4 protein-coding genes and 1 pseudogene are annotated in these 5,126 nt (G+C 73.1%); 4 read left to right on the forward strand and 1 reads right to left on the reverse strand.

The genetic code is table 11. The annotated features are described in order from the left end of the window. The first annotated feature begins 183 nt into the window (after positions 1-183). The 4 genes from sppA to WA805_RS07640 all read left to right on the forward strand — a co-directional run bounded on the left by sppA (position 184) and on the right by WA805_RS07640 (position 3,727). Entirely contained in the window at positions 184-2,088 is a 1,905-nt protein-coding gene (gene sppA, locus WA805_RS07625) for a signal peptide peptidase SppA (protein WP_425241981.1), read from the forward strand. Then, positions 1,992-2,402 (forward strand): flavin reductase family protein, encoded by a 411-nt coding sequence (locus WA805_RS07630; protein WP_422338160.1) that lies wholly within the window; start codon positions 1,992-1,994, stop codon positions 2,400-2,402. Before sppA ends, WA805_RS07630 begins: the two co-directional genes overlap by 97 nt. Positions 2,403-2,425: 23 nt before the next feature. After that, positions 2,426-3,217, forward strand: coding sequence for a thioesterase family protein (locus WA805_RS07635; RefSeq protein ID WP_422288086.1), 792 nt, complete (start codon positions 2,426-2,428; stop codon positions 3,215-3,217). A 66-nt stretch (positions 3,218-3,283) separates the two neighbouring features. Further along, positions 3,284-3,727: a MarR family winged helix-turn-helix transcriptional regulator gene (locus WA805_RS07640; RefSeq protein ID WP_422288084.1), complete on the forward strand. Its 444-nt coding sequence runs from the start codon at positions 3,284-3,286 to the stop codon at positions 3,725-3,727. Positions 3,728-4,103: 376 nt separating this feature from the next. Here the strand turns inward: WA805_RS07640 and hutI are convergent. Beyond that, positions 4,104-5,126 (reverse strand): annotated as a pseudogene (gene hutI / locus WA805_RS07645) (imidazolonepropionase); the annotation flags it as partial.

A 5,126-nucleotide genomic window follows, 5' to 3' on the forward strand; every position in this document is an offset into this window, starting at 1 on the left:
GTTCCGCGACCGACCGGCAGAGCCGCAGCGCGGCGCCGGCCCGGTCGCGCCACCAGCCGTCGGCCCTGGCGCCCATCACGTTCGCCACGTCGACCACGACCGTGACAGCAGGCGTGGTGATGGAGTCACCCCCGTACGTTCGGACCATTAATGCCGATCATGCACCCCGCGTAAGCTGACGGCATGGCAGACGCGAAGCTCGCCGGACAGATTCACAGGATGTGGCAGCGGCGGAGCGGTCCGCTGATCCTCGAGCTCGACCTGACCGACGGCATCGCCGAAGGCCCGCCGCAAGACCCCGTGCAGGCGCTGCTCACCATCCGCAGGACCCGGCTGCCCGACGTGCTCGAAGGCCTGAAGCGGGCCAGCGCCGACGACCGGGTGCGCGCGCTCGTGGTCAAGGTGGGCGGCGCCCGGCTCGGGCTGGCGAAGACCCAGGAGCTCCGCGAGGCGGTGACGGACTTCCGGCGGTCGGGGAAGCTCACGGTGGCGTGGGCCGAGACGTTCGGCGACTTCGTGCGGGGGAACCTGCCGTACTACCTGGCCACCGGGTTCGATCGCATCTACCTGCAGCCGTCTGGCACGCTCGGGCTGACCGGCGTGGCCGTCGAGCAGGTCTTCCTGCGGGGCGCGCTGGACAAGCTCGGCATCGGCTTCGAGTCGGCCAAGCGCTACGAGTACAAGTCGGCCGCCGACCAGCTGACCGAGACCGGCTTCACCGGCCCGGCCCGCGAGGCGGTGCAGCGGCTCGCCGAGTCCGTCGCCGAGCAGCTCACCGCCGCCATCGCGGAAGGCAGGCACAAGTCTCCCGAGCAGGCCCGCGAGCTGCTGCAGCGCGGCCCGTTCCTGGCCCAGCAGGCGCTCGACGAGGGCCTGGTCGACGGGCTGCAGTACCGGGACGAGGTGTACGAGCAGCTGCACAAGGAGGCCGGCCCCGACGCGATGCTGCTGTACCTGCAGCGGTACCAGCGCACCCACGCGCTAGCCGAGCTGCCGCGCCGCGTGCAGTCCATGCAGAAGGCCAAGAACGAGCGGTTCGTGGCGATGGTCTACGCGCACGGCGCCATCAGGCACGGGCGCAGCGGCCGCGGGCCAGGGCCTGGCGGCGGCGGTATGGGCTCCGACACGGTGTCCGCCGCGCTGCGTGCCGCGGCGGCCGACGAGTGCGCCCGCGCGGTCGTCCTGCGGGTCAACAGCCCTGGCGGCTCGGCCACGGCGTCAGACGTGATCTGGCGCGAGGTGGTGCGGCTGCGCGCCGCGGGCAAGCCGGTCGTGGTGTCGATGGGCGACGTCGCCGCGTCCGGCGGCTACTTCATCTCGGCCCCGGCCGACGTGATCGTGGCGCAGCCGGGGACGATCACCGGCTCGATCGGGGTCATTCTCGGCAAGCCGGTGCTGCGGGAGATATTCGGCCGGGCGGGGGTGGGCACCGACACCGTGACGGTCGGCGACAACGCGACGATGTTCTCGCTGTCGCGGCCGTTCACCGACGCCGAGTGGGACCGGATCAACGGCTGGCTCGACGCGGTGTACGAGGACTTCACGGAGAAGGTCGCGTCGGGCCGGCGGCTGTCCCGCGACCGGGTCCATGAACTGGCCCGCGGCCGGGTCTGGTCCGGCGCCGACGCGGTGGCCAACGGCCTGGCCGACGAGACGGGCGGCATGCGCGACGCGATCGCCATCGCGCGGCGGCGCGCCGGGCTGCCTGACGACGCCCCCGTCCGGGTCTACCCGCGGCTCGGGCCGCTCGACCAGCTGCGTCCCGCCGAGTCGAGCGAGGTCCGCCCCGCCGCTGCCGCTGGCGCTACGTTCGGCATCCGCGAGCTGTTCACCGACGGCTGGGGCCCGGCGTGGCAGTTCGCGGCGGCGGCCGGCCTGCCGCCCTACGGGCCGCTGACCCTGCCCGGTGTATGGAAGATCAATTTACCGGCGCGCTGTCGGCCTGGGCGGCGGGTGTCACGCTGGTCACGATCGCCGACGGACGCGACGACGTGGGGACGACGGTCAGCGCGTTCATGCCGGTGTCACTCGACCCGCCGCTGGTGCTGGTGTCGCTGGCCCTGGATTCTTATCCAGCGGAGGTGCTGAGCCGGCCGTCGCTGCCCGCCGTTCGATTCGCTGTGACGCTGCTGTCCGCGGCGCAGAAGATGCTGGCCGGGCGGTTCGCGGCTGAGGGCCGGCCGAGCGCGCGGCTGGCCCTCGACGACGTGCCGCACGTCCGGGGTTCCCTGTCCGGGGCGCTGATCCCGTCTGAAGGGCTGGCGGCCCTGGAGTGCTCGGTCGCCCGCCGGGTGCCGGCGGGTGACCACCTGCTGGTGATCGCCTCGGTCATCGGCGTCCCTTACACGGCGGAAACCGGGGACCCGCTGATCCGCTTCCGCGGCCGCTACCCCGCCCTGTAGAGCCGCCTGCTTAGATTTGGCTCATGTCGGACAGCTTCTACGTTCCTGTTGGCGATGGCGTGTGGCAGGCGACCGTGCACACGGCGGGGCCGTGGGACTCCAGCGCGCAGCACGGCGGGCCGCCGAGCGCATTGCTCGGCCGGGCGATGCTGCGCTGCCAGCCTCGGCCGGACATGATGATCACGCGGTTCACCTGCGAGATCCTGCGGGCCATCCCGGTCGGCGAGATCACCGTGGCCGCCCGGGTCGCTCGGCCTGGGCGCAGCGTCGAACTGCTCGAGGCGACCGCGAGCGCCGGCGGCCGTGAGGTCGCGCGGGCCACGGCATGGCGGGTGCTGCGGACGGCCTGTCCCACGGTGGAGTCCCGCTACCCGGTGCCGCCGCCGCTGCCCGCCGATCCTCCCGGCGCGGACGACCGGGCAGGGGTATCGAAGGGCTGGTCGGACGGCTACATGTCCGCCATGGAGTGGCGGCCAGTGGTCGGCGGCGTCGCCGTTCCCGGGCCGGCCACCGTGTGGATGCGGATGCGGTACCCGCTCGTGCCTGACGAAGAGCCCGCGCCGCTCGAGCGCGTGCTCGTCGCTGCCGACAGCGGCAACGGCGCCTCGTGGGAGCTGGACATCAGCCGCTGGCTGTTCATCAACCCTGAGCTCACCGTCCACCTGCACCGCGACCCAGTCGGCGAGTGGGTGTGCCTGGACGCCGAGACCGCTATCACATCCGGCGGCGCAGGCCTGGCCACCTGCCGCCTCTTCGACCTCGACGGCCCGCTGGGCGTCTCCGCCCAGTCCCTGTTCATCGCGCCACGGAGCTAAGGCCGCGCGGGTCGGCTGGAATCCATCGGGATTGACGATGCATGGGGCAGGCGGAAGCCTGGTTGCGTGAGCGATGAGTTGGAGCGGGCCGAGCGGTTCGCGGCGCGGTTCCGGTCCGTGTACCTGACGTTTCACCGCCGGGACGGGCCGCGGAGCCAGCTCGCGGGCGCGTCGCGGGCCGTGCTCGAGCACCTGGCGATGGCCGGGCCACTGACGGTCGGCGAGGCGGCCGCGCACCTGAGCCGGGCCCAGTCGGTCGTCAGCGAGATCGTGAGCCACTTGCAGGATCAGGGGCTGCTCGAGCGTGAGAACGACCCGGCCGACCGGCGGCGCACGCTGATCTGGCTGACCCCGGCCGGCCACGACGCCTTGCGCAGGGACCGCGAGGTGCTCGGCCTGGACCTGCTGGCCAGCGCGTTCGCCCGGATGCCGGCCGGCGAGGCGGACGCACTCATCGCCGGGATGCAGGCCCTCGTGGACACGGCGGGCCGCCAGGACACCCATTTCTGAGGAGACAGCCATGACGACCGCGCACACGTGTGAGAGCTGCGGCATGCCCATCGAGACCGGCCGGTACTGCGGCTACTGCACCGACGATTCCGGCCAGCTCCAGTCGTTCGACGAGCGCTTCGAGCGGATGGTCGCCTGGCAGGCGCGGCGCGACCCGCAAGCCGCCAGGGAAGAGCTCGAATGCCAGACCCTCGACTACATGGCCACCATGCCCGCCTGGCGCGACCACCCCCGAGTCACCAAGCCCTGACCAGCTCGCGGCGCTCATGAAACCAGCGGGCTTAGGCCGCCGCTGCGTACACACGGGCGGGACCCATGTGAGCTGCGGGGCGGGCGGGACCGGGGAGGACCGACCACAGGCGGCGGGCGGTAACCGCGTTTCCGCGGAAACGCGGTTACCGGATTGCCAGACGGAGCGGACCAGCGGGACGCCCGGGCGGTAGGCGAGGTAGGCGTGCGACGGGGCGTTCAGCATGATCAGGTCGGCGCGGGCGCCCGGGGCCAGGTAACCCACGTCGGTGCGGCGCAGCGCCCTGGCGCCGCCCGCGGTCGCGGACCAGACCGCTTCCTCCGTCGTCATCCGCATATCGCGGACCGCGAGCGCGATGCAGAACGGCATGCTCGAGGTGTACGAGGAGCCGGGATTGCAGTCGGTGGCCAGGGCGACCACCGCCCCGGCGGACAGCAGGCGGCGCGCGTCCGGGTACGGCTGCCTGGTGCCGAACTCGGCGCCGGGCAGCAGGGTCGCCACGGTGTCCGATGAGGCGAGCGCCGCCACGTCGGCATCCGTGAGGAACGTGCAGTGGTCGGCGGAGGCGGCGCCCAGTTCCACGCCCAGCAGGATCCCGGGCCCGGTGCCCAGCTGGTTCGCGTGGATCCGCGGCTGCAGCCCGCGCGCCAGGCCCGCCGTCAGCACGGCGCGCGCCTCGTCCGCGCCGAACGCGCCGCGCTCGCAGAATACGTCCGCCCAGCGCGAGAACGGCGCGCACGCCTCGAGCATCGGCCCCCGGACCAGGTCGACGTAGCCGGTGACGTCGGCGGCGAACTCGGGGGGCACCACGTGCGCGCCGAGGAACGTCACCTCCGCGGTGACCTCGGCCGCCAGCGCCACCGACCGGGCCTCGTCGGCCACCGTGAGGCCGTACCCGGACTTGCACTCGAACGTCGTGGTCCCCTGCCGCAGCATCTCGCCCGCCAGCCGCCGCAGCCCCGCGCGCAGCTCCGCGTCGGTGGCGGCCCTGGTCGCCAGGACCGTGGACCTGATGCCGCCAGCCTCGTAAGGCAGGCCGGCCATCCGCGCGGCGAACTCGGCGCTCCGCTCGCCCGCGAAGACCAGGTGCGCGTGCGAGTCCACGAACCCGGGCAGCACCGCGCGGCCTGCCGCGTCCACCACCGCGTC

It is taken from the genome of Trebonia sp., assembly GCF_049794275.1.
Lineage (GTDB): Bacteria > Actinomycetota > Actinomycetes > Streptosporangiales > Streptosporangiaceae > Trebonia.

What these genes read in the sequence shown, in the direction of transcription:
- WA805_RS07635 (WP_422288086.1), top strand. Translation starts at nt 2,426, where the DNA reads ATGTCGGACAGCTTCTACGTTCCTGTTGGCGATGGCGTGTGGCAGGCG.
- sppA (WP_425241981.1), top strand. Translation starts at nt 184, where the DNA reads ATGGCAGACGCGAAGCTCGCCGGACAGATTCACAGGATGTGGCAGCGG.